The organism is Prauserella muralis (genome assembly GCF_003202285.1).
Lineage (GTDB): Bacteria > Actinomycetota > Actinomycetes > Mycobacteriales > Pseudonocardiaceae > Prauserella_B > Prauserella_B muralis.
In genome coordinates, this window is the sequence record NZ_MASW01000005.1 from 283,433 (window position 1) to 305,275 (window position 21,843).

The 21,843-nt window shown below is 73.0% G+C and carries 24 protein-coding genes; 16 read left to right on the plus strand and 8 right to left on the minus strand.

From position 1 onward, the window contains the following. Positions 1–38: 38 nt before the first annotated feature. Both BAY60_RS21995 and BAY60_RS22000 read left to right on the plus strand, forming a co-directional pair. Positions 39–1,001 (plus strand): MBL fold metallo-hydrolase, encoded by a 963-nt coding sequence (locus BAY60_RS21995; RefSeq protein WP_112282947.1) that lies wholly within the window; start codon positions 39–41, stop codon positions 999–1,001. Positions 1,002–1,015: 14 nt separating this feature from the next. After that, positions 1,016–2,725 carry an FAD-dependent monooxygenase gene (locus BAY60_RS22000; RefSeq protein WP_112282948.1) on the plus strand — a complete coding sequence of 570 codons (1,710 nt, stop codon included), beginning with the start codon at positions 1,016–1,018 and terminating at the stop codon, positions 2,723–2,725. Here the strand turns inward: BAY60_RS22000 and dprE2 are convergent. The 3 genes from dprE2 to BAY60_RS22015 form a co-directional block, all read right to left on the minus strand. Continuing rightward, positions 2,613–3,356, minus strand: a complete 744-nt coding sequence (dprE2, locus tag BAY60_RS22005) for a decaprenylphospho-beta-D-erythro-pentofuranosid-2-ulose 2-reductase (RefSeq protein WP_112282949.1) — start codon at positions 3,354–3,356, stop codon at positions 2,613–2,615. The two genes, BAY60_RS22000 and dprE2, sit on opposite strands and share 113 nt — an antisense overlap. Positions 3,357–3,489: 133 nt before the next feature. Further along, a complete protein-coding gene (locus BAY60_RS22010; protein ID WP_112282950.1) occupies positions 3,490–3,933 on the minus strand; it encodes a hypothetical protein in 444 nt (147 codons plus the stop codon). Between the two features lie 72 nt (positions 3,934–4,005). Then, positions 4,006–4,818, minus strand: a complete 813-nt coding sequence (locus BAY60_RS22015; protein WP_112282951.1) for a class I SAM-dependent methyltransferase — start codon at positions 4,816–4,818, stop codon at positions 4,006–4,008. 47 nt (positions 4,819–4,865) lie between these two features. Here BAY60_RS22015 and BAY60_RS22020 point away from each other — a divergent pair, with 47 nt between their 5' ends. Further along, a complete protein-coding gene (locus BAY60_RS22020) occupies positions 4,866–5,576 on the plus strand; it encodes an MBL fold metallo-hydrolase (RefSeq protein WP_112282952.1) in 711 nt (236 codons plus the stop codon). An 8-nt stretch (positions 5,577–5,584) separates the two neighbouring features. Here the strand turns inward: BAY60_RS22020 and BAY60_RS22025 are convergent, their stop codons facing one another. Both BAY60_RS22025 and BAY60_RS22030 read right to left on the minus strand, forming a co-directional pair. Further along, positions 5,585–5,971 (minus strand): PPOX class F420-dependent oxidoreductase, encoded by a 387-nt coding sequence (locus BAY60_RS22025; RefSeq protein ID WP_112282953.1) that lies wholly within the window; start codon positions 5,969–5,971, stop codon positions 5,585–5,587. 478 nt (positions 5,972–6,449) lie between these two features. Continuing rightward, on the minus strand, positions 6,450–7,229 hold the full coding sequence (locus BAY60_RS22030; RefSeq protein WP_170160505.1) for an IclR family transcriptional regulator: 780 nt from the start codon (positions 7,227–7,229) through the stop codon (positions 6,450–6,452). Between the two features lie 168 nt (positions 7,230–7,397). On the opposite strand from BAY60_RS22030, the gene BAY60_RS22035 reads away from it, so the two are divergent. The 8 genes from BAY60_RS22035 to BAY60_RS38030 are packed head-to-tail and all read left to right on the plus strand — an operon-like array spanning position 7,398 to position 13,832. Continuing rightward, positions 7,398–8,735 (plus strand): MFS transporter, encoded by a 1,338-nt coding sequence (locus tag BAY60_RS22035; RefSeq protein ID WP_112282955.1) that lies wholly within the window; start codon positions 7,398–7,400, stop codon positions 8,733–8,735. After that, positions 8,736–9,518, plus strand: a complete 783-nt coding sequence (locus BAY60_RS22040; RefSeq protein WP_112282956.1) for an N-acyl homoserine lactonase family protein — start codon at positions 8,736–8,738, stop codon at positions 9,516–9,518. 32 nt (positions 9,519–9,550) lie between these two features. Further along, positions 9,551–10,414, plus strand: coding sequence for an SDR family NAD(P)-dependent oxidoreductase (locus BAY60_RS22045; protein WP_112282957.1), 864 nt, complete (start codon positions 9,551–9,553; stop codon positions 10,412–10,414). Next, positions 10,411–11,328, plus strand: a complete 918-nt coding sequence (locus BAY60_RS22050; protein ID WP_211330419.1) for an NAD(P)-dependent oxidoreductase — start codon at positions 10,411–10,413, stop codon at positions 11,326–11,328. Before BAY60_RS22045 ends, BAY60_RS22050 begins: the two co-directional genes overlap by 4 nt. Beyond that, positions 11,325–11,726 carry a cupin domain-containing protein gene (locus tag BAY60_RS22055; RefSeq protein WP_112282959.1) on the plus strand — a complete coding sequence of 134 codons (402 nt, stop codon included), beginning with the start codon at positions 11,325–11,327 and terminating at the stop codon, positions 11,724–11,726. Before BAY60_RS22050 ends, BAY60_RS22055 begins: the two co-directional genes overlap by 4 nt. 8 nt (positions 11,727–11,734) lie before the next feature. After that, the gene (locus tag BAY60_RS22060) at positions 11,735–12,142 is read left to right on the plus strand and encodes a carboxymuconolactone decarboxylase family protein (RefSeq protein ID WP_211330420.1); all 408 of its coding nucleotides are present in this window, start codon (positions 11,735–11,737) and stop codon (positions 12,140–12,142) included. Beyond that, positions 12,139–13,056, plus strand: coding sequence for an NAD(P)-dependent oxidoreductase (locus BAY60_RS22065; RefSeq protein ID WP_211330421.1), 918 nt, complete (start codon positions 12,139–12,141; stop codon positions 13,054–13,056). Before BAY60_RS22060 ends, BAY60_RS22065 begins: the two co-directional genes overlap by 4 nt. Further along, positions 13,053–13,832, plus strand: a complete 780-nt coding sequence (locus tag BAY60_RS38030; RefSeq protein ID WP_112282961.1) for a carboxymuconolactone decarboxylase family protein — start codon at positions 13,053–13,055, stop codon at positions 13,830–13,832. The genes BAY60_RS22065 and BAY60_RS38030 overlap by 4 nt, the downstream gene beginning before the upstream one ends. A 7-nt stretch (positions 13,833–13,839) precedes the next feature. On the opposite strand, the gene BAY60_RS22075 is transcribed toward BAY60_RS38030, so the two are convergent. Next, positions 13,840–15,027 carry an ROK family transcriptional regulator gene (locus BAY60_RS22075; RefSeq protein WP_112282962.1) on the minus strand — a complete coding sequence of 396 codons (1,188 nt, stop codon included), beginning with the start codon at positions 15,025–15,027 and terminating at the stop codon, positions 13,840–13,842. Positions 15,028–15,130: 103 nt separating this feature from the next. Here BAY60_RS22075 and xylA point away from each other — a divergent pair, with 103 nt between their 5' ends. After that, on the plus strand, positions 15,131–16,300 hold the full coding sequence (xylA, locus tag BAY60_RS22080) for a xylose isomerase (protein ID WP_112282963.1): 1,170 nt from the start codon (positions 15,131–15,133) through the stop codon (positions 16,298–16,300). A gap of 125 nt (positions 16,301–16,425) precedes the next feature. Here xylA and BAY60_RS22085 read toward each other — a convergent pair whose 3' ends face one another. Next, positions 16,426–17,172, minus strand: coding sequence for an IclR family transcriptional regulator (locus tag BAY60_RS22085; protein WP_112282964.1), 747 nt, complete (start codon positions 17,170–17,172; stop codon positions 16,426–16,428). 41 nt (positions 17,173–17,213) lie between these two features. Here BAY60_RS22085 and BAY60_RS22090 point away from each other — a divergent pair, with 41 nt between their 5' ends. Both BAY60_RS22090 and dmpG read left to right on the plus strand, forming a co-directional pair. Continuing rightward, positions 17,214–18,131 carry an acetaldehyde dehydrogenase (acetylating) gene (locus BAY60_RS22090; protein WP_112282965.1) on the plus strand — a complete coding sequence of 306 codons (918 nt, stop codon included), beginning with the start codon at positions 17,214–17,216 and terminating at the stop codon, positions 18,129–18,131. Next, positions 18,128–19,147, plus strand: a complete 1,020-nt coding sequence (gene dmpG, locus BAY60_RS22095; RefSeq protein ID WP_112282966.1) for a 4-hydroxy-2-oxovalerate aldolase — start codon at positions 18,128–18,130, stop codon at positions 19,145–19,147. Before BAY60_RS22090 ends, dmpG begins: the two co-directional genes overlap by 4 nt. Here the strand turns inward: dmpG and BAY60_RS22100 are convergent. Next, on the minus strand, positions 19,144–19,770 hold the full coding sequence (locus BAY60_RS22100) for a TetR/AcrR family transcriptional regulator (protein ID WP_112282967.1): 627 nt from the start codon (positions 19,768–19,770) through the stop codon (positions 19,144–19,146). The two genes, dmpG and BAY60_RS22100, sit on opposite strands and share 4 nt — an antisense overlap. Positions 19,771–19,851: 81 nt before the next feature. On the opposite strand from BAY60_RS22100, the gene BAY60_RS22105 reads away from it, so the two are divergent. Both BAY60_RS22105 and BAY60_RS22110 read left to right on the plus strand, forming a co-directional pair. After that, positions 19,852–20,790: an oxygenase MpaB family protein gene (locus tag BAY60_RS22105; protein WP_112282968.1), complete on the plus strand. Its 939-nt coding sequence runs from the start codon at positions 19,852–19,854 to the stop codon at positions 20,788–20,790. Beyond that, the gene (locus tag BAY60_RS22110) at positions 20,787–21,806 is read left to right on the plus strand and encodes an LLM class F420-dependent oxidoreductase (protein ID WP_112282969.1); all 1,020 of its coding nucleotides are present in this window, start codon (positions 20,787–20,789) and stop codon (positions 21,804–21,806) included. The genes BAY60_RS22105 and BAY60_RS22110 overlap by 4 nt, the downstream gene beginning before the upstream one ends. Positions 21,807–21,843: the final 37 nt, after the last annotated feature.

Sequence of the window (21,843 nt, forward strand, 5' to 3'; positions counted from 1 at the left end):
AAGTAATCAAAGCTTTGATCGTTCGTGGGAGGCGCACCGTGGCGCAGAAGGCTTTCGCATCCTCGGCGGATCTGGGGGAGAAGGAACAGACGCTGGAAGTGCTCGCCGACGGCGTGTACGCGCTGACCGCGGAGGGCGACCCGAACGTGGGGGCGATCGAGGGCGAGGACTTCCTGGTCTGTTTCGAGGCCATGGCCACCCCGGTCGCCGCCGCGGAGTGGCTGGCCCGGCTGCGCGAGCACACCGACAAGCCGGTGCGCTACCTCGTGCTGTCGCACTACCACGCGGTGCGCGTGCTCGGCGCGTCCGCCTTCGACGCCGACGTCATCGTCGCGCACGAGAACACCCGCGCGCTGGTGGCCGAACGCGGCAAGGAGGACTGGGAAAGCGAGTTCGGCCGCATGCCCCGGCTGGCCAAGCAGGCCGACTCCGTGCCGGGGCTGACCTGGCCCACCCTCACCTTCTCCGACCGGCTCACCATCGACCTCGGTGGCGACCGCGGCGACCTCGTGCTGCAGTACTGCGGGCGCGGGCACACCGAGGGCGACATCGTCGGCTGGCTGCCCCGGCACCGCATCCTCTTCGCGGGCGACCTCGTCGAGGCGCAGGCCGCGCTCTACACCGGGGACGCGTTCCACCGCGACTGGGCCTCGGGCACCCTCGACCGGGTCAAGGCGTTCGGCGCGGAGGCGCTCGTGGGCGGGCGCGGCGCGGTCAGCAGGGGGCGCGAGGAGGTCGACGCCGCCGTCGAGCAGACCCGCCACTTCCTGCGGGTGATGATCGACGAGGTGAGCGCCGTCCACGAGCGCGGCGGCACGCTCAAGGAGGCGTTCGGCCGCACCCACGCCGCCCTCTACGACCAGTACGGGCACTGGCCGATCTTCGAGCACTGCCTGCCCTTCGACGTCTCGCGGCTGTGGGACGAACTCTCCGGCATCGAGCGGCCCGTGATCTGGACGGCCGAGCGGGACCGCGAGGTCTGGGACCAGCTGCAGGACTGAGCGGACGAGACGACATGACCTCCGTGACACCGGGGACACCCCGGACCGGACCGGGCGGGGGCGGCCCCGTCGCCGTGATCGGCAACGGCCCGGTGGGCCAGACCACCGCGCTCCTGCTGGCCCGCTGGGGCATCGACGTGCTGCTGCTGGACAAGCGCCCCGCGCGGGACCTCGTCGGGTCGAAGGCGATCTGCCAGCAGCGCGACGTGCTCGACATCTGGGAGGCCGTCGGCGCGGGCAGGCGCATCGCCGACGAGGGCGTCACGTGGACCACCGCGCGGACGTTCTACCGCGACGGCGAGCTGTTCGCCTACACGCTGGCCGAGGCGGGCAGGCCCAGCTTCCCGCCGTTCGTCAACATCTCCCAGGCCCGCACCGAGGAGATCCTCGACGAGCGCATCGCGGCCGAGCCGCGCATCGACGTCCGCTGGGACCACGAGGTGACCGGCCTGACCCAGCACGCCGACGGCGTCGAGCTGACCTGCGGCGATCGCACACTGCACGCCTCCTACGCGGTGGCCTGCGCGGGCGCGCGGGGCGACGACCTGCGCGCGCTGCTCGGCGTGTCCTTCGCGGGGGACTCCTTCGACGACCGGTTCCTCATCTGCGACATCCGTACCGACCTCCCCGGCTGGAGCACCGAGCGTCGCTTCTACTTCGATCCGGCGTGGAACCCCGGACGGCAGGTGCTGATCCACCCGTGTCCCGGCTCCACGTTCCGCATCGACTGGCAGGTGCCCGGCGACTACGACCTGGCCGCCGAGGAGGCCGACGGCCGTCTCGACGAGCGGATCAGGGCGATCATCGGCGACCGTCCCTACGAGATCGTGTGGAAGTCGGTGTACCGGTTCCACTCCCGCGTTGCCGACCGGCTGCGCTGCGGCCGCGTCCTGCTCGCGGGCGACTGCGCTCACCTGGTGGCACCGTTCGGGGCGCGCGGGCTGAACTCCGGGGTCGCCGACGCCGAGAACGCCGCGTGGAAACTGGCCTTCGTGCTCCACGGCTGGGCACCACCGTCCCTTCTGGACTCCTACCACGCCGAACGGCACGCCGCGGCGCGGGAGAACCTGGACGTCACGAGCGCGACGATGCGGTTTCTGGTGCCGGGCACCGCCGCCGACCACGCCCGCCGCCGCGCGGTGCTCGACCGCGCCGTCACCGACCCGGCCGCCCACCCCGAGGTGGACTCCGGGCGGCTGGCGGAGCCGTTCTGGTACGTCGACTCGCCGCTGACCACGCCCGACGCGTCGCGGCCCTTCGCGGGCAGGCCCCCGCGCGGGCAGGTGCCGCCCGCGGGGCCGGGCATGATCGTGCCGGACAGCCCGGTCACCGTGGCGGGGCGGCAGGGCAGGCTGCGGGAGATCGCGCGTGACGGGGTGCTGCTGCTGGCCGCGCCCGGCGCCGACGTGGCCGCCGCGCAGCGGGCGGCCCGGGAGCCGGCCGCGCCGGTCCGGGTGCTGCGGCTGGCGGAGATCGACCCGGCGGGTGAGCTCACCGAGGCGCTCGGCGCCCGCGCCGGCGAGGTGTGGATCGTCCGGCCCGACGCCCACGTCGCCGCCGTCGCCGCGGGCGCGGACGCGATCCGCCCCGCCGTGCGCCGCAGCCTCGGGCTCAGCGGGGGAGGCGGCGCCAGACGGCCCGGGGCAGCAGGCGCATCAGCGCGAACACCGGGCGCAGGATCGGCGGCACCCACACCACCGCCCGGCCCTGCCGCAGCGCGCTGACGGTGGCGTCGGCGACCTGCGCCGGAGTGCTGGAGAACGGCGCGGGCGTCATGCCCTCGGTCATCCTGCCGATGACGAAGCCCGGCCGCACCAGCAGCAGTCGCACCCCGCTGCCGGCCAGCGCGTCGGCGAGGCCGCTGGCGAAGCCGTCCAGCCCGGCCTTGGCGGAGCCGTAGACGTAGTTGGCCCTCCGCACGCGCATCCCGGCGACGGAGGAGAACACCACGAGGGTGCCGCTGCCCTGCGCCCGCAGCAGGTTCGCCAGGTGGGTCAGGACGCTGACGTGCGCGGTGTAGCCGGTGTGGACGACGGCGAGGGCGTGCGCGGTGTCGCGCTCGGCGCGCGCCTGGTCGCCCAGCACGCCGAACGCGGTCACCACGACGTCAACGGGCCCGTGGCCGGTGACGATCTCGGTGAGCACGGCCTCGTGGGCGGCCACGTCGTCGGCGTCGAACTCGACGCGCGTCACCGTGGTGGCGCCCGCCTCGCGCAGGGCCGCCTCCTCGGCGTCCAGGTCGTGGCTGCGCCGGGCCGCCAGCACGAACTCCCGCGCACCCTGCCGCGCGAGCCGTACCGCGACGGCCAGGCCGATCTCACTGCGCCCGCCCAGGACGGCGACTGTTCCGGTCATGAGGACGCAGTCTGCTGGACGGGGGAGCAACCGGCGGCAGGGGGGCGGCACCGCGGCGGGTCGTGGCCGAGCCCAAGGTGACCTTCGGTACACATCGGGTACCCAGGGTGCCCTTCGGCTCGCCCGCCCGGCGCTAGATGGGTGCCGGGATCGTGCACAGCACCTGAGCGACGCCGTGCTCGTCCAGCTCGCGGGCCGACTGGCTGGCCACCACCCGGCCGTTGACGCGGATCTCGCAGGTGACCGGCCGGTCGGCGGTGGGGGTGCGGCTGGCGGCGGCCACGGCGATGCCCAGGTAGCTGGTACCGCCCGCGGGTTCGGTGAAGGCGTGGCGGAACGGCTTGCCGCCGAGCGCCACCTGCGTGCGCGCGTCGCCCCGGGCCACCCGCATCAGCGTGTCACCCGGTCCGGTGACGGTGACGTCGACGCGGTGCGGCTGCCCGCGGTCCTCCTGCTGCGGCCGGTGCTGGTGCTGCGGTGCGGCCGCGGCCCGGTGCGGGGGCGGAAACGCTCTGCTCGCGACACCGGCGGCCAGCACGGCCACGGCGACGAGGGCGATGAGCAGCACGCGCCGCACGGGGGCTCCCTTCGGACGGGCGAGGGGTTCACGGATTGTCGCACGTCCGTTACCGCCGAGGATGCGGGAGGGTCAGGGCGTCCACGTCAGCGTCACGACGTCGTCGCCGGACGAGCCGAGGTCGCGGATGCCGCCGCCCGCACGCTCGCGCAGGGCCTCGGCCACCTCGCCCGCACGCTCCCGCGGCAGGCACAGCCGCCTGCGGGTCACGTCGACGAGCGTGCCGAAGTCCGGATGCTCCGCCGAGCCGGAGCGCTCCCGCCGCCAGCGCTCGACCGTCGGCGTGATGCCCAGCTCGGCCAGCACCGCGACGGCGTCCTCCGCGGTGGGACCCTGCGGGCGGGCGAGGCCGTGGAACCGCAGCCACAGATCGTTGAGCGAGGTGAGGGGATGGGCCGCGGCGAGCTCCACCACGACGAGCCTGCGCGCGTGCGCGGTGAGCGCGGTGAGGAACTCCGTGATGGCGGGGGCGTTGTAGACCACGTGGTGGCACAGCACGACGTGGGCGGGCTCGGTCTCGCCTGCCACGTCCGGCCACGTGCCGTGCACGGTGACGGCCTCGGCGCCCAGCCGGGCGGCGCGGTGCGCGAACTCGGCGAGCAGCGCGGCGTCGGAGTCGACGGCGGTGATCCGGGTGGCCCGCGCGGCGAGCGGCAGGCTCGCCGCCCCGGCGCCCGCGCCGACGTCGAGGACCGTGCCCGGCCGCGCGAGCGCCCGCCAGGCCGCCGGAAACGACGCGCCCTCCGGCTCGGCGACGAGCGCGTCGGCCCGGCGGGTGAACACGTGCCGCGGCAGCACCCACGGCGAGTCCTCGGCGGCCGCGAGGATCGGCTCCGGAATGCGCCACGCGCGCAGCTGCTCCGCCCAGTGCTCACTCGCGGTCATCCCGCTCCTTCCCGGAGCCGCCGCCCCGCGGTCGCTACCATCGGGCCATGCCCGACCGCCTGTACTTCCGGCAGCTGCTCGCGGGACGCGACTTCGCCGTCGGCGACCCCGTCGCCACCCAGATGCGCAACTTCGCCTACCTGATCGGCGACCGCGAGACCGGTGAAGCGGTGGTGGTCGACCCCGCCTACGCCGTGGGCGACCTGCTGGACGCGCTGGCCGCCGACGACATGCGGCTCACCGGGGTGCTGGCCACGCACCATCATCCCGACCACGTCGGCGGCGAGATGATGGGCTTCTCGCTCACCGGCATCGCCGAGCTGCTGGCCCGCGAACAGGTGCCGGTGCACGTCGCGCGCGCCGAGTCCGAGTGGGTCCGGCGCACCACCGGCGTGTCCGAGACCGACCTTGTCGCCCATGATCACGACGAGCGGCTCGACGTCGGTGCCATCGGCATCCGCCTGCTGCACACGCCCGGCCACACGCCGGGCAGCCAGTGCTTCCTCGTGGACGGGCGCCTCGTCGCCGGCGACACGCTGTTCCTGGAGGGCTGTGGCCGCACCGACTTCCCCGGCGGCGACGCCGACGCCATGTTCCGGAGCCTGCAGTGGCTGGCGGGCCTTGCCGGCGACCCCGTGGTGTATCCGGGGCACATGTACTCGGCCGAGCCGAGCGCGGCCCTGTCGCGGGTGCGCGAGCAGAACTTCGTGTTCCGCCCCCGGTCGCTGGAGGAGTGGCGGGTGATGTTCGGCGGCTGAGCCCACGCTCATGCCCTGCCCAGCACCCGGTCGATCCTGATCTCGATCACGACCCGCTCCGGGTTGACTCTCGGCTGCCGCTGGTAGCGCCGCGCGTAGCGGTCCTCGGCGTCGCGCACCGACTCCGGGTCGTCGCGGACCACGGCCGTGCCCTCCAGCGTCGACCAGCGGCGCCGGTCCACCTGGCACAGCGCCACCCGCGCGCCGTCCGCGCCGCCGCGGCGCACGTTGCGGGCCTTGACGCTGCCCCGCGAGCAGATCACGCGCGCGATCGCGAACGCCTCGTCCACCGTCACCCCCACCGGCACGACGTGGGGACCGCCGTCGGCCCGCAACGTGGTCAGCGTGCTCAGGTGCCGCTCGCTCCAGAACTCGATCAGCGCATCGCTCGGCATGCCGCCAGCCTAGGAGGTCCTCACCCATGACCTGACTCGCCTCGAGTACCGGGCACGGGCAGTGGGACGGTGTGGCGGTGCCGGCGAAGGTTGGATTCCGGGGCGCTGTTGTCCCGGCGGCGTCGGTGGTGTGGTCGTCGGTCCGGTGGCCCGGGCGCCGCCGCCGCGCCGCGGCCAGCACCGCCACACACACCTCAGCAGCCGCGCGACCCGGGTTGCGGGTGAACGCGGCCAGCAGCTCACTGTCGCGCAGCCGCACCACCTCACGGGCGGCGCGCGCGGCCTCGCGGGCAGGAACAGGGTCCCCGCCTCGCTGGTGCGTCTCACGAACTCGGCCACACCACCACCCTACCGTGATTCGAACACACGTTCGATTACACGATCGAGTTATCTGACCAGCGTGTCCGGTGGCACGGCCAGCGCCACAGCACGGACTGGCGCGTCGGTCGCGCAGTCCATACCTGATCTGCGGCCGTGGTCAGGCCTTGTAGCCGAGCAGTGCGGAGAGCTCGCGGGCACCCGCGGTGACCATCTCGGCGAGTTCGCCGCTGCTCTGTTCGCGGAACCGCATCTCCGGGATCGTCAGGCACAGGCTGCCCACCGCGTAGCCGTCGGGGCCGAGGATCGGCGCCGCCAGGCCGCGCGAGCCCGGGATCTTCTGGTTCTTCGTGTAGGCGTAGCCCTGCTCGCGGATCTGGGCCAGCTCCCGGCGCATCGCGACGGCGCCGGGCATCCGTTCGCCGGTGACCGGTGAGGGCTCGCGCTCGGCGAGGATCGCCTCGACGTCCTCGGGCGGCAGGAACGCCAGGATCGCGCGCCCCGAGGACCCCCATGCCACCGACACCGGTGTGTTGAGCTCGATCCGGTAGGACAGCGGGTTGGGGGAGGTGTGCTCGGCGGCGAAGGTCATCCGCCGTTGCCCCGGCAGGTAGATCCCGAGCAGGCACGCCTCCTCGCTGCGCGCGACCACCCTGGCCATCACGGGCCGCGCGAGGTTCACCAGGCTGCGCCTGCTCACCAGCAGCGCCCCCAGTCGCTGGCACTCCCGGCTGGGCCGCCAGTGCCTGTTCACCGGGTCGCATTCGACCATGTCCTCCTGCGCCAGCAGGTCCAGCAGACGATGGACGGTGGGCCTGGGCAGCCGGACGTCCTCGGCCAGCTCGGCGACGGTGACGTCGCGGTCGGCCTCGATGACCGCCCTCAGCAGCGCCACGGTCCGCGCCACGGTTCCGGTCGGCGGCGTCTGGTCGTCTCGCACAGCGAATGACCGTACCACTCAGCAGACACTCTCCGCGGCGGCTCGGCGGTGCAGTCGTCGTTGACACGCAGCGGGCCAGACCTTAGCGTGTCCGTCAATGCGTCCGGTGAACGATGCGAATGTCCACTGAGCGGACAACGCCGGAGCTGAGTTTGAGGAGTCGATGAGATGACAACGCTGTCTTCCGCCCAGATCGGGCGAGCACGGCGAAAGACCGCCGTTGCCGCGGGCATCGGCAACTTCATGGAGTGGTTCGACTTCGCCGTCTACGGTTTCTTCGCCTCGACCATGGGCACCGTCTTCTTCCCCGGAAGCGATCCCACGGTCGGCCTGCTCGCCTCGCTGGCGGTGTTCGGCGTCGCGTTCTTCTTCCGCCCTGTCGGCGGGTTCGTCCTCGGCTCCCTCGGGGACCGCCGCGGCCGCCGGTTCGCCCTGTCCTTCTCGGTGCTCATGATGGGCGCCACCACCACGCTCATCGGCGTGCTGCCCAGCTACGCCCAGGTCGGCGTGCTGGCCCCGGCCCTGCTCGTCGTCCTGCGCTGTGCGCAGGGCTTCTCGGCGGGCGGGGAGTGGACCGGCTCGGCCGCGTTCCTGCTGGAGACCACCCCGCGCCACCGCAGGGGCGTGTTCGGCAGCATCATCTCCGGCACGGCCGCGCTGGCGACGCTGGCGGGCAGCGGCGTGGCGCTGCTGCTGGAGTCCGTGCTCACCGACGAGCAGATGACGACGTGGGGCTGGCGGCTGCCGTTCCTGCTCGCCGCGCCGCTGGGCCTCATCGGCCTGTACGTGCGGCTGAAGCTGGACGAGACCCCGGTCTTCCAGGAGCTCAAGGCGCTCAACAAGGTCGCGGAGAGGCCGCTGCGCAACGCGGGCAAGCGCGATCTCAAGCCGATCCTGCTGACGCTGGCCATCGCCGCCGTGCAGGGCCTCGGCTTCTACTACCTGGCCACGTACGTGGTCAACTACCTGACGCAGACCGTGGAACTGGCCCGTCCCGCGGCACTGGGGCTGAGCGGGCTCGGGCTGGCCATCTACGCCTGCCTGTGCCCGGTCGCCGGAGCGATCTCGGACCGCTACGGGCGGCGCCGCGTCAACCTGGCGGGCAGCGTCGGCTACGTGGTGCTCGGCCTGCCCGCGTTCGTGCTGATGGGGCAGGGCGGGTTCGTGCCGGTGCTGCTCGGGCTGCTGCTGCTCATCGTGCCGCAGTCGCTGGTCAGCGTCACGACCGTGGTCATGCTCGTGGAGCTGTTCCCGGCCGCCACGCGCTCGGCCGGCAGCGCCACCGGATTCAACATCGCGCTGGCGTTCATCGCCGGCCCCGGCCCGTTCATCGCCAGCGCCATCGCCAGCGCCACCGGCAGCAGCGTGCTCCCGGCCTCCTACCTCGTGCTCGTCGCGCTGCTGGCCACCGTGTTCCTGGCCAGGCACCTGCCCGAGACGGCGGGCCGCGACATCAGCGCCGAGGCCGGCGAGCAGCAGGCGCAGGCCGCGCCGAAGGCGGTCTGAGTGGACGCCTACGAGGTGCTGGCCGTGCGCTACGCCACGCGCGAGACCGTGGCCAGCCAGGTGTATCTCAACCACCACGTCTACGCGGAGCCGGACCGTCCGATGAGGATGGACTACTTCTTCTGGGTGCTGCGCAACGACGTCCGCACCATCGTGGTGGACACCGGGTTCACCCCGCAGGTCGGCGACCGGCGTGGGCGCACGACCACCTGCGGTGTGCCGGAGGCGCTGCGCCGCCTCGGCATCGACCCCGCGGCCGTCGGCCAGGTGGTCGTCACGCACGCCCACTACGACCACGCGGGCAACCTCGGCCTCTTCGGCGCCGCCGAGGTGCTCATCAGCAACGCGGAGTTCGAGTTCTGGACCGGGCCCTACGCGTGGCGGGTCCAGTTCGGGCACTCGGCCGAACGGGCCGACGTGGAGGAGCTGGCGCGCCTCGCCCGGGCGGGGCGGCTGACGCGCTTCACCGGCCGCCACCGGCCCGCGCCGGGCGTGGAACTGCAGGAGGTCGGCGGGCACACGCCGGGCCAGGTGATCGCGCTCGTGCGCGCCGCCGGGGGCACGGTGGTGCTGGCCTCCGACGCGGTGCACTACTACGAGGAACTCGACCGCGACCGGCCGTTCGTCGCGGTGGCCGACCTGCGCGCGATGTACGCGGGCTTCGACCGGATCCGCGCGCTGGCCGAGGACGCCGTGCTCGTGCCCGGCCACGACCCCGAGGTGCTGACCCGGTTCCCGCCACTGGACCCCGCCGACCCCGGCTTCGCGGTCCGCGTGGGCTGACACCGGCAAGGAAGGAAGCGAGGACGAGATCGTTGGAAGGCTGGGAAGGCTTGGAAGGCAAGGTCGCGGTGGTCACCGGAGCCGCGAGCGGGATCGGCGCCGCCAGCGCGCGGCGGCTGTCCGCGCTCGGGGCGCGCGTGGTGGCCGTCGACGTCGACGCCGACGGGGTGCACGGGGTCGTGGCCGGCCTGCCGGGGCCGGGCCTGGCGGTGCCGGGCGACGTCTCCCGCGAGGAGGACGTGCGGCGCTACGCGCAGCGGGCCGTCGAGGAGTTCGGCAGGCTCGACCTGCACCACCTCAACGCGGGCATCGTCGGCTCGTTCGCCCCGCTGCCCGAGCTGACCGCGGACGACTTCGACCACGTGCTCGGCGTCAACCTGCGGGGGGCGTTCCTGGGCGTGCGCGAGGCGTTCCGCCGGTACCGGACGCAGGACGGCGGGGGCGCGATCGTGCTCACCGCCTCGATCGCGAGCCTGCGCGGCAGCCATGACCTGCTGCCGTACCAGGCCTCCAAGCACGGCGTGCTGGGTGTGCTGCGCGGTGCGGCGATGTACGGCGGCCCGCTCGGCGTGCGGGTCAACGCGGTGGCCCCCGGGCTGGTGCCCACCGGCCTGTTCAGCGACGCGGCCGCGGCGGCGGGCGGCGGCGACGACATGCTCCGCCGCGGCACCACGGTGCCGCTGCGGCGCACCGGGACGCCCGACGAGATCGCGTCGGTCGTGGTGTTCCTGCTCAGCGACGACGCCGCGTACGTGCACGGCGAGGTGATCTCCGCCGACGGCGGGTCGGCGATCGTGAACACGGTGCGGCCCTCCGGCGGAGCCGGGGCGTGGGACACCACCGCCGTCGACGGGCGCCCCGATGCCGGGGACCGCCCTGCGGAAGGAGTGCGATGACGATGACGACGCCGAAGGTCGGCGTGATCGGGCTCGGCAACATGGGCGGGCGGATCACCCGGCGGATCGTCGAGGCCGGGACACCGGTGCTCGGCTACGACCCCGTGCCGCACCGGGCGGCCGGTGCGGGCGCCTCGGGGGCCGGGTCGGTGCGCGAGGTGACCGAGCACGCCGATCATCTCCTGCTGTCCCTGCCGGACAGCACCGTGATCGAGCGCGTCGTGCTCGGCGACGACGGGCTGCTGGCGCACTGCCGGGCCGGGCAGATCGTGGTGGACCTCAGCACCGCGGCTCCGTCGTCGACGGTGCGGCTGCACACCGCCCTCGCCGAGCGCGGTGTCGAGCTCCTCGACGCGGGCATCTCCGGCGGAGCCGCGGCCGCCGAGAAGGGCACGCTCACACTGATGGTCGGTGGCGCGGCCACCGCACTGGACGCCGTCCGCCCGACGCTGGAGCCGTTCAGCGACACGGTCGTGCACCTCGGCGGCAGCGGCACCGGGCACACCGCCAAGGTGCTCAACAACTTCCTCAACGCCGTCAGCCTCGCCGCCACCGCCGAGGTGATGGTGGCGGGGCGCAAGGCCGGACTGGACCTGCACCGGCTGCTCGACGTGCTCAACGCGGGCAGCGGGGTCAACTTCGCCACGCTCAACCGGTTCCCGCACATCGTCGACGGCGACTACCTCGAGGGCGGGCTCACCGGCACGCTGATGATGAAGGACGTCGCGCTCTACGCCGACCTGCTGCACGAGCTCGGCGTTCCCACCCTCAACGTGTCGGGGCCGCTGGCCAGCTTCGGGCTGGCCAACTCACTGGGTTACGCGGACCAGATCAGCAACCGCGTCGTCGACGCCATCGGCGACGTCGCCGGGGGCGTGCGGCTGCACGAGGCAGGGGAGGGCGGCGAGTCGTGAGGATCATCCGTGGCCGCGCGCCGGACGCGCGGACCGAGCAGCGCGGCACCACGTTCGACGGCACGGTGTGGGCCGATCCGGTCCTGCCCGCCACCGACGGCGTGACGATCAACACCATCTACTTCACCCCCGGTGCCCGCACGCACTGGCACCGGCACGAGCACGGCCAGATCCTCCAGGTGACCACGGGAAGCGGCTGGGTGTGCAGCGAAGGGCAGCCACCGGAGCGGCTCGGTCCCGGCGATGTCGTCTGGGTGCCGCCCGGTGAACGGCACTGGCACGGCGCGGGGGAGCACAGCGCGCTCGCGCACGTGGCCATCTCGCTGGGGCGCACCGAGTGGGAGGAGCCGGTCAGCGAGCAGGACTACCGGGCCGCGCAGGCCCGGCGGCAACGATGAGGACGGGGATGTCGCAAGTGGACAACGAGACACGGCTGGCCGAGGGCCTGCGGATGCGCAAGGCGGTGCTGGGCGAGGAGCACGTCGAGCGCTCGATGGCGAAGGTCAGCGAGTTCGGCAGGCCGGTGCAGGAACTGGTCACCGAGTACTGCTGGGGCGCGGTGTGGACCCGCGACGGCCTGGAACGCCGCACGCGCAGCCTGCTGAACCTGGCGATGCTCACCGCGCTGAACCGCATGCACGAGTTCGGGGTGCACGTGCGCGGCGCGGTGCGCAACGGCTGCTCGCGGCAGGAGATCCAGGAGGCGCTGCTGCAGACGGCCGTCTACTGTGGAGTCCCGGCGGCGCTGGAGTCGTTCCGGGTTGCCGAGCGCGTGCTCGGCGAGCTTGCCGCCGAAGGGGTCGAGGTCCCGTGACCGGTGCAGCGCTGGCGCCCGGCGCGGTGCTCGGGTTCGTGGGGCTCGGCAACATGGGGGCGCCCATGGCGCGCAGGCTCGTGCGGGCGGGCTACCTCCTGCGGTGCCACGACGCGGACGCCGCCGCGCTGGCCACGGTCTCCGGCGCGGGGGCGACGCCGGTGCCGGACGTGCGGGCGGTGGCCGAGGGCGCCGAGGCGGTCCTGCTGATGCTGCCCAGCTCCGACGTGGTCGAGCGGGTGGTCTTCGCCGACGGGCTGCTGGCCGCGATGGCGCCGGGCTCGGTGCTGGTGGACATGGGTTCGTCGCGCCCGCACTCGACGCGGGAGGTGGCGGCGCGGGCCCGAGAGCACGAGGTCGCGTTCGTGGACGCCCCGGTGTCGGGTGGGGTCGCCGGGGCGCGCTCGGGTTCCCTGACGATCATGGCGGGCGGCCGGGACGGGGACGTGGCGCGCGTCGAGCGGGTGCTGGCCGAGCTGGGGGAGCGGGTGCTGCATGTCGGCGGCGTCGGGGCGGGGCACGCGCTCAAGGCGCTCAACAACCTGATGTCGGCCACGCACCTGCTGGTCACCTCGGAGGCCGTGCTGGCGGGGGAGGAGTTCGGACTCGACCCGAAGGTCGTGCTCGACACCGTCAACACCTCCAGCGGGCGCAGCGGTTCCACCGAGACCAAGTGGCCCAGGTACGTGCTGACCGGCAGCTACGACTCCGGCTTCGGCGCGCGGCTGATGGTGAAGGACATGAGGATCGCCGTCGAGCTGGCCAGGGAGTCCGGCTGGCCCGCGCTGCTGGGTGAGCACGCGGTGCGGTTGTGGTCGCGGGCCGCCGAGGAGCTGGATCCGGGCGCCGACCACACCGAGATCGTCGAATGGCTGAGGAAGAGGCACACCGAGCAGGGGGAGGAACCCGCATGACCGCCACCGAGCGGCCGCCGCTCACCGCGCGCCAGGAGGAGCTCAAGGCCAGGTTCATCGACGTGCGGGGCGGGTGGGGCGATCCGTGGGAGTCGATCCTGCGGCTGGACCCCGGATTCCTGGAGGCCTACCTGGAGTTCTCCGCCGTGCCGTGGCGCAAGAACCACCTCGACGACAAGGTCAAGGAGTTCGTCTACATCGCCGCCGACGCCGCCGCCACTCACCTCTACACGCCCGGCATCCGGCAGCACATCCGCGCAGCACTCGCCTTCGGTGCCACGAAGGAGGAGGTGATGGAGGTGCTGGAGCTGACGAGCACGCTCGGCATCCACGCCGCCAACATCGGCGTGCCGCTGCTGCTGGAGTTGCTCGAGGAGGCCGGGCTGCGGGACGGCCCCGCCGAGCTGTCGGAGCACCAGCGCAGGCTGAAGGAGGAGTTCACCGCCAGTCGCGGGTACTGGCACTCGTTCTGGGACGGGCTGCTGGAGCTGGACCCGGAGCTGTTCGAGGCCTACACGGAGTTCTCGTCGGTGCCGTGGCGCACCGGGGTGCTGGAGCCGAAGGTGAAGGAGCTGATCTACTGCGCCTTCGACGCGGCGGCGACGCACCTGTACGTGCCCGGACTGCGGCTGCACATGCGGAACGCGATCGGCTACGGCGCCACGGCGGGCGAGATCCTGGAGGTGCTGGAGATCGTCAGCGTCATCGGCATCCACGCCGCCACGGTGGCCGCACCGATTCTGGAGGAGGAGGCCGCCGCGGCCGCGCGGGACTGAGCGGGCCTCACCGCGGCGCGATGTAGGCGTCCGGGTCGGCGATGATGGTGCGCACGGCGGAGGCGGCGGCGCCGCGCACCGCGGCTTCGGTGCCGAGGGCCGAGCGCAGCACCGACACCGGCGACCACGGTGCTCCCATCACCCGGCCGCTCAGGTGGCTGGCCAGCGGGTCGGCCAGCCACGGATGGAGCCGGGCGTAGGTGCCGCCGAGCACGACGGCGGGCACATCCAGCAGGTTGAGCACGCTCGACAGCGCGGCGCCGAGCCAGTCCGCGGCGCCGCGCACCGCCGCCGTCGCCGTGCGCTCACCCGCCTCGAGCCGCTCCACCAGCACGTCGAGGTCGGGTGCGGCCGCCCGGTCGAGGATGGCCTCCTGGCCGGCGAGGCGTTCCAGGCAGCCCCGCGCGCCGCACGAGCAGCGCGGGCCACGGGAGCTGACGGCGAAGTGGCCGAGCTCGCCGCCGAAGCCGCGGGTGCCGTCGAACAGGGCCCCTTCGATGACGATGCCCGCGCCGATGCCGATCTCTCCGGACACGTGCACGAAGTCGCGGAGCCCGTCGTGGCCGCCCGCCCACAGCTCGGCGAGCGCGGCGTAGTTCGCCTCGTTGCCGACGAGCACGCCGTCGCCCGGCAGCGCGCTGCGGCGCCGCAGCTCCGCGGGCAGGTCCACGTCGCGCCAGCCGAGGTTGGGCGCGAGCCGCAGCAGCCCGCTGGAGGTCTCGACGAGACCGGGCACCGCGATGCCCACCCCGCCGACGTCGACTCCGCGTGCGGCGGCGTCGCCGAGCGCGGTGTCGACGGCCTTCGCGACGCGGGTGAGCACCCGGCCCACGGGCTGGGATCGGTTGTCGCAGGGCCTCGTCCGGTGGTGGTGCACCGCGCCGGTGAGGTCGACGAGGCAGGTGGACACGTAGTCGACGGCGATCTCCACGCCGAGCCCGTGCGGGCCCCGTGGCGACAGTGACAGCGACGTGCCGCGCCTGCCGGGGCCGTCGCGTCGCTCCGGGCCCGCGTCGGTGAGCAGTGAGGCGGCGACGAGCCGGTCGACGAGGCTCGACACCGTGGCCTTGGTCAGGCCGGTGCGCGCCGCCACCCCGGCCCGCGAGATGCCGGGCGACTCGGCGATGGCGCCGAGCACCAGCGCGGAGTTGTGCCTGCGGACGGTGTGCTGGCCAGCCGGTCGTGCGTGCGTCACCGGAGCGATCCTAATGGTTCACCGGCTGAACGAAAGTCTTGACCGGCGTCGGTGCCCGCCGATAAGTTCAGGCACCAAACTTATTTCCGTTCTGGAGGACACCGTGGTCGTGCAACCCGTTCGCGAGGACAAGTTCAGTTTCGGCCTGTGGACGGTCGGCTGGCGGGCCGTGGACCCGTTCGGCGACGCGACGCGTCCCGCGCTGGACGCGGTGGAGGCCGTGCACCGGCTGTCCGAGCTCGGCGCGTGGGGCATCACCTTCCACGACGACGACCTGATCCCGTTCGGCAGCGGCGACTCGGCCCGCGAGCAGCAGATCAAGCGGTTCCGGGCCGCCCTCGACGACACCGGCCTCGTGGTGCCGATGGCGACGACCAACCTGTTCAGCCATCCCGTGTTCAAGGACGGCGCGCTCACCAGCAACAGCCGCGACGTGCGCCGCTTCGCGCTGCGCAAGGTGCTGCGCAACGTCGACCTCGCCGCCGAGCTGGGCGCCCGCACCTACGTGCTGTGGGGCGGCAGGGAGGGCTCGGAGACCGACGCCGCCAAGGACGTGCGCGCCGCGCTCGACCGCTACCGGGAGGGCATCGACACCATCGCGCAGTACGTGCTCGACCAGGGCTACGACCTGCGGCTGGCGCTGGAGCCCAAGCCGAACGAGCCGCGCGGCGACATCTTCCTGCCCACCATCGGGCACGCGCTGGCGTTCATCTCCCAGCTGGAGCACCACGAGCTGGTGGGCGTGAACCCGGAGACCGGCCACGAGCAGATGGCCGGGCTCAACTTCGTGCACGGCATCGGCCAGGCGCTGTGGCAGGGCAAGCTCTTCCACATCGACCTCAACGGCCAGCGCGGTCCCCGCTACGACCAGGACCTGATCTTCGGTCACGGCGATCTGCTGTCGGCGTTCTTCCTCGTGGACCTGCTGGAGCACGGTGGCTACGACGGCCCCCGGCACTTCGACTACAAGCCGCTGCGCACCGAGGACATCGACGGCGTGTGGGCCAGCGCGGCTGCCAATATGCGCAGCTACCTGCTGCTGCGCGAGCGGGCCCGCGCCTTCCGCGCCGACCCGCGGGTGCAGGAGGCGCTGGAGGCCTCCCGGCTGCCGGAACTGGCCCAGCCGACGCTGGCGCCCGGCGAGAGCCCGGCCGACCTCAAGGCCGACCGCAGTGCCTTCGAGGACTTCGACCCGGAGGCGGCAGGCCGGCGGGGCTACGGCTTCGCCGCACTGTCCCAGCTGGCCTTCGAGCACCTGGTGGGCGGAGCCTGAGCCCCAAGCTCCCCAATGCCACATTTGTTCCGCTCAGTGGAGCGAATGCGGCATTCGCTCCATCCAGTGGAGCGAATGCCGCATTGGGGAGCTTCAAGGTGCCACCCGGGGCGAGCGCGGGCGCTTCAGTGCAGGGTGCGCGACAGGGCCAGCGCGGTGGTGCGCACGGCGGGGGCCACGCGCTCCACGCGCATCCGGTTCGTCCAGCCGGACAGCGAGATCGCCGCGAGAGCGACGCCGTCGGCGCCGCGCAGCGGGCTGGCCGTGCACACCACCCCGACGCCGGATTCCTCGCGGTCGTAGGCCAGCCCCTCGTCGCGGACGGCCGACAGCTGGCCGCGCAGCAGGCCGGGCGCGGTGATGGTGCGGGTGCTGATCCGCGGCAGCCCCGCCGAGATCACGGTGTCCACAACGGACTCCGGTGAGAACGCCAGTATCGCCTTGCCCACGGCCGTGGCGTGCGCGGGAAACCGCCCGCCGATGCGCGACGGCAGCCGCGGCGCGTCCGGCCCGCGCAGGATGTCCAGGTACACCACCTCGGTGCCCTCCAGCACCGCGAGGTGCACCGTGTTGCGCGTGGCCTCGCGCAGATCGGCCAGGTACGGGCGGGCGGCGTCGACGAGGCCGCGCTGGCGCACCGCCAGCTGGCCGATCTCGAACAGCTTGAGCCCGAGCCGCAACCCGGTGCCCTCGCGCTCCAGGAGGCCGTGGGTCACCAGGTGCCCGGCGAGGCGGTGCACGCTCGACTTGGGCAGGCCCGTGCGCCGGGCCAGCTCCGACACGCCGAGCGTCTCGTCGCCCGGTGAGAACGCGGTGAGCAGGGCGGTCAGCCGTGCGGCCGTCGCCGCGTCGTTCCGGTCAGCGGGACACATACGTTGATAGTGCACCACGTGGTGGAGCAGCGTCGTGTCCCATGAGCGAAGCCCGAGCGGTGGCCGCGATCGTCGGCCCCGGAAACATCGGCACGGACCTGCTCGCCAAGCTGCGCCGCAGCGAGCGGATCGACGTGCGCTACATGGTCGGCGTCGACCCGGACTCCGACGGACTGGCCAGGGCGGCGAAGCTGGGCATCGAGGCCTCCGCGGAGGGCGTGGACTGGCTGCTCGCGCAGGACACGCTGCCGGACCTGGTGTTCGAGGCGACCTCGGCGAAGGCCCACCTGGCGAGCGCGCCCCGCTACGCCGACGCCGGCATCCAGGCTGTCGACCTGACCCCGGCCGCGGTCGGCCCGTTCACGTGCCCGGTGGTGAACCTGCCGGCCCAGCTGGACGCGCCGAACCTGAACATGATCACCTGTGGCGGGCAGGCGACCATCCCGATCGTGCACGCGGTCGCGAGCGTGACCCCGGTGCCCTACGCCGAGATCGTCGCGTCGGTGTCCTCCCGCTCGGCGGGACCGGGCACCCGCGCCAACATCGACGAGTTCACCGAGACCACGGCGCGGGGCCTGGAGCGGGTCGGCGGCGCGGGCACGGGCAAGGCGATCATCATCATCAACCCGATGGAGCCGCCGATGATCATGCGGGACACCGTGTTCTGCGCGATCGACCCGGACGCCGACCGCGACGCCGTCAGCGAGTCCGTCCACCGCATGGTCCGCGACGTCCAGGCCTACGTGCCCGGCTACACGCTCAAGGCCGACCCGCAGTTCGACGACCCCCGGCCGGACTGGAACGGCCGCGCCCGCGTCGCCGTGTTCCTGGAGGTGGCGGGCAACGGCGACTACCTGCCGACCTACGCGGGCAACCTGGACATCATGACCGCCGCGGCCGCCCAGGTCGGCGAGCTGCTGGCGGAACGGATCATCGCGGGAAGGGCGGTGCGCGCATGAACGAGACAGTCCGGCTCGTCGACACGACGCTGCGCGACGGCAGCCACGCGATGGCCCACCAGTTCACCGAGGCCCACGTGCGCGACACGGTGCGCGCGCTGGACGCCGCGGGCGTGTCCCTGATCGAGGTGACCCACGGCGACGGCCTCGGCGGCTCGACCTTCAACTACGGCTTCTCCCTCGTCGACGAGCGCACGCTCATCGCGGCGGCGGTGGACGAGGCGACGCAGGCGAGGATCGCCGTCCTGCTGCTGCCGGGGCTGGGCACGGTCACCGACCTCAAGGCCGCCGCCGACCTCGGCGCGGGCGCGGTGCGCATCGCCACCCACTGCACCGAGGCCGACGTGTCCATCCAGCACTTCACCGAGGCGCGGAAGCTGGGCCTGGAGACCGTCGGGTTCCTGATGCTGGCCCACATGTCCGAGCCCGAGGCGCTGGCCAAGCAGGCGCGGATCATGGTCGACGCGGGCTGTGAGTGTGTCTACGTCGTCGACTCCGCGGGAGCGCTGATCCTGGAGGACGCCTCCGAGCGGGTGGCCGCACTCGTGGCCGAGGTCGGCGAGGCGGCGCAGGTCGGCTACCACGGGCACCAGAACCTCAGCTTCGGCGTGGCCAACTCGGTGCTGGCCTACCGGGCGGGCGCCCGCCAGATCGACGGCTCGCTCGTGGCGCTGGGCGCCGGTGCGGGCAACTCGCCGACCGAGGTGCTGGCGGCGGCCTTCGAACGGCTGGGCATCCCCACCGGCGTCGACAAGGACGTGCTGATGGAGGCCGCCGAGAACGTCGTCAAGCCCTACATCACGCGGCTGCCGGTGATGGACCGCTCGTCGATCGTGCAGGGCTTCGCCGGGGTGTACTCGAGCTTCCTGTTGCACGCCGAGCGGGCCGCGCAGCGCTACGGCGTTCCCGCGCACGAGATCCTCTACCGCGTGGGCGAGCGGCGCTACGTCGGCGGCCAGGAGGACATGATCATCGACATCGCGCTGCAGCTGGCCGCCGAGCGGGCGGACGGCTAGGAGTGCGGCGCGGGGTAGCCCGCGGAGCTGAGCACCAGCCGCACGCAGTGCGCGACGAGCCGCTCGCGGCCGACGTGCAGCGTGCCGCCGAGGTAGGCGGTGAACAGGTTGGTCAGCCCGCCGACGAGGGCGGTCGCGGTCATGGCGCGCTCGCCCTCGTCGAGGCTGTCGGAGAGCTGCTCGCGCACGAGCTCGGCGAACATGGGGACCCGTTCGACGCCGCGCCTGCTCAGTGCGGGGTCGGTCAGCGGCGCGAGCAGCAGCACGTTGCCCTTGCGCGGGTCGTCGATGATGAGCTCCACGAACGCCGTCACCGCGGCCTCCGCCCGGACCCGCGGCTCCGCCGTGCCTTCCGTGCCCGCCGTGACCGCGTCGAGCAGCGCCTGGTGCGCCTCGGCGACCACGCCCTCGTAGACGGCGAGGATGAGCTCGTCGCGGTCGGCGAAGTTCTCGTAGAAGTAGCGCTCGGTGAGCCGGGCGTGCCTGCACACCGCGCGCACGCTCACCGCGCCGCTGCCGCCGGTGCCGAGCAGGTCCAGCCCCGCGTCGAGCAGTTGCCTGCGCCGCGCGGCCTTGCGGTCGGTGAGCGTGGTCCCGGCCCAGGTGCGGCCCGCGGCAGGCATCGGATCGGCCCCTCCCGGTTGACTACGGATGTTGTCAACCCTAGCCTGACAACGGTCGTAGTCAGTTTGCGGGGGTGGAGCATGTCGCAACCGGAGCCGCTGGGGCCGGACTCGCTGACCTGGAAGTACTTCGGCGACTGGCGCGGGCTGTTGATCGCCCTGTGGGCCGGGTCGATGCAGAACATGCATCCGCAGCTCGGCGCGGGAGTCGAACAGCACTCGCGGTTCTTCGCCGAGCGCTGGCAGCGGCTGTTCCGCTCGCTGTACCCGATCGGGGGCGTGGTCTACGACGGGCCACGCGCTCACCGGACCGCGCTGGAGGTCCGCGGCTACCACGACACCATCAAGGGCGTCGACGCGCGCGGACGCCGCTACCACGCGCTCGACCCGGAGACCTTCTACTGGGCACACGCCACGTTCTTCGTCTCCACGTTGCTCATCGCCGAGAACTTCATGGGCGGGCTCACCGAGCGCGACACCCGCAGGCTCTTCGACGAGCACCTGCGGTGGTACCGGATGTACGGCATGAGCATGCGTCCGGTGCCGCGCACGTGGGAGGAGTTCGGCGACTACTGGCACCGCATGTGCACCGAGGTGCTCGAGGACAACAAGGCCACCCGCGACGTGCTCGACCTGACGCGCATCGCCAAGCCGGACCCGCTGCGCCTGCTGCCCGACGCGGTGTGGCGGCTGCTGCGCATCCCGCTGGCCAAGGGCTTCGTCTGGCTGACCGTCGGCCTGTACGACCAGCCGGTGCGCGCGCTGCTCGGCTACCGGTGGTCGCGCCGCGACGAGCTGGCACACCGGGCGTTCGGCAAGGCCGTCCATGCGGTGTTCTCCCTGGTGCCGTTCGAGCGCCGCTACCACCCGAGGGCCCGCGCGGGCTGGCGACGCGCGCTCGGCAGGGCGCCCGCCGACGCGCCGCTGGTGCACACCCCGGCGCGCAACCTTCCCCCGGAGAGCGAACGGCACCGGCCGACGCACTACTGTCCACCCGTCGAACCGAAGGAGATGGCGTGAAGCTCGGTTACCACATCGGCTACTGGTCCTCCGGCCCTCCGGAGGGCGCGCTCGAGGCCATCGTGGAGGCCGAACGGCTCGGCTTCGAGTCGGTGTGGACCGCCGAGGGCTACGGCTCCGACGCGCTGACGCCGCTCGCCTGGTGGGGCGCCGCCACCTCCCGCGTCACGCTGGGCACCAACATCGTGCAGATGTCGGCGCGCACGCCCACCGCGACCGCGATGGCCGCCATGACGCTCGACCACCTCAGCGGTGGCCGGTTCGTGCTGGGACTCGGCGCGTCCGGGCCCCAGGTCGTCGAGGGCTGGTACGGCCAGCCGTACCCGAAGCCGCTGGCCCGCACCCGCGAGTACGTCGACATCGTGCGCAAGGTCGTCGCCCGCGAGGCGCCGGTGACCCACGACGGGCAGCAGTACCAGCTGCCGCTGCGCGGCGGCACCGGCCTCGGCAAGCCACTCAAGTCCACCGTGCATCCGCTGCGCCCGCACATCCCGATCTACCTGGCCGCCGAGGGGCCGAAGAACGTCGCGCTGTCGGCCGAGATCTGCGACGGCTGGCTTCCGTTGTTCTTCTCCCCGAAGACCGACGACTTCTACCGCGCGGCACTGGAGGAGGGCTTCGCCCGGCGCGCCGCACGGCCGGAGACCTTCGAGGTCGCGGCGTCGGTGCCGGTGATCGTGCACGACGACGTCGAGCAGGCCGCCGACCTGATCAAGCCGTCCCTGGCGCTCTACATCGGCGGCATGGGCGCCAAGACGGTCAACTTCCACCACGACGTGTTCGCGCGCATGGGGTACGCCGACGTGGCCGACAAGGTCCAGGACCTCTATCTGGCGGGGCGGAAGAAGGAGGCGACCGCGGCGATCCCGACCCGGCTGGTGGAGGACACCGCGCTCGTCGGCCCGCCGGAGAAGATCCGCGACGAGCTCGCGCGGTGGGAGGAGTCGGTGGTGACGACGATGCTGGTGCGCGGCGACACCGCGACGCTGCGCCGGGTCGCCGACGTGCTCTCCTGACAACCCCGGGCCGCCTCGGGCCCGCGCGGGCGCGGGT